The organism is Yinghuangia sp. YIM S10712, from assembly GCF_051388935.1.
In the GTDB taxonomy this organism is placed as follows: Bacteria; Actinomycetota; Actinomycetes; order Streptomycetales; family Streptomycetaceae; genus Yinghuangia.
Map to the genome: position 1 here is coordinate 1 of NZ_JBPKBI010000071.1, position 1324 is coordinate 1324.

Genomic DNA, 1324 nt, shown 5'->3' on the forward strand with positions numbered 1-1324 from the left:
TGGAAGCTCCTATAGATCGTCAAGCGGTCTGTAGGGCTGGTGGTCGGATGATGGTTTGGCGGGCGAGGTGCTTGTAGACCTCGCGGGCTATGAAGCGTTTGAGGCAGCGCAGGATGTCCTTCTTTGACATGCCTTCGGCGGTGCGTCGGGCGACGTATTCCTTGGTGCGGGTGTCGTGGCGCATGCGGACGAGCGCGATCGTGTGGAGTGCGTTGTTGGCCTGGCGGTCGCCTCCGCGGTTGAGGCGGTGCCGGTGGGTGCGGCCGGAGCTGGCCGGGACCGGTGCCGCCGCGCACAAGTGCGCGAAGGACGCCTCCGACCTGAGCCGGTTCGGGTTGTCGCCCGCGGTGATCAGGAGCTGGGCGGCGGTCTCGGTGCCGACGCCGGGCAGCGCGACCAGGTCGGGGGCGGTCTGCGCGACCAGTGGCTTCAGCTCGGCGTCGGCCTCGGCGATCTCCTCGGTGAGGTACTGGTGGCGGCGTGCGAGGCGGCGCAGTGCGGTGCGGACCGCGCAGGCCGGGTCGGCGTGGTCGCTGCCCGGGCGTGAGCGGGCGAGTTGCCGGATCAGCTCGCTGGTCGGCAGTCCGCGGAGTTTCTCGCGGATCTCGCCGGGTGCGGTGACGATGAGGGTGCGGATCTGGTTGATCGTCTGGGTGCGGGACTTGACCGCGGAACGGCGGACCACCCGCAGCGAGCGGATCGCCTCGACGACGCCGTCGCGGGTCTTCGGTGTCCCGGCGGCGCGGCCGGACAGCACGGCGGTCGCGGCGGCGTAGGCGTCGACCGGGTCCGACTTGCCGTTCGCGCGGCGGGCCCGGCGGTCAGGGCGGTCCACGTCGATGACGGTGACCCGGTCGGCGCGGAGGGACCGGGCGAGTTCGGCGCCGTAGGCGCCGGTGCCCTCGACGCCGACGGCCTGGACCTCGCCGTGTGAGCGCAGCCGGTCCAGCAGCCGGCGGTAGCCGTCGGGGGTGGTGGGGAACGCCTCGGTGGCCAGGTGTCGGCCGGTGGTGTCGATCACGGCGGCCTGGTGGAAGTCGGTGTGGGTGTCGACGCCGCCGACCACCGCTGTCGCGTCTGCCATGCTGGTTCGTGCTGTCCTTCCGTGCGACGCATGAGGGATCGCACGCGCCGGTCGGGCGGCAGGACAAGACTGTGATGGGACCTTTGGCCGGGCTCCTATGAAGTCACAGGCGCCCGACCGGCCACGTGCATGACGGCACCGCCCGAACGGTCGACGATTCCAGCCAAGGACAGCCGAAGCGTCAGTCAGTCGGAGAGTCAGACCCCCGAGCGGCGCCATCCACATCCTCACAGTCAGTCG

General features: G+C 71.0%; 1 protein-coding gene. It reads right to left on the minus strand.

Translation table 11 applies throughout. The features are described 5' to 3' along the window. Positions 1–19 precede the first annotated feature (19 nt). Complete coding sequence (locus ACRX5W_RS33235) at positions 20–1084, minus strand: IS110 family transposase (protein WP_436792121.1); 1065 nt, start codon at positions 1082–1084, stop codon at positions 20–22. Positions 1085–1324: the final 240 nt, after the last annotated feature.

Coding starts and splice junctions, on each gene's coding strand:
- ACRX5W_RS33235 (WP_436792121.1), bottom strand. CDS start 1,084: ATGGCAGACGCGACAGCGGTGGTCGGCGGCGTCGACACCCACACCGAC.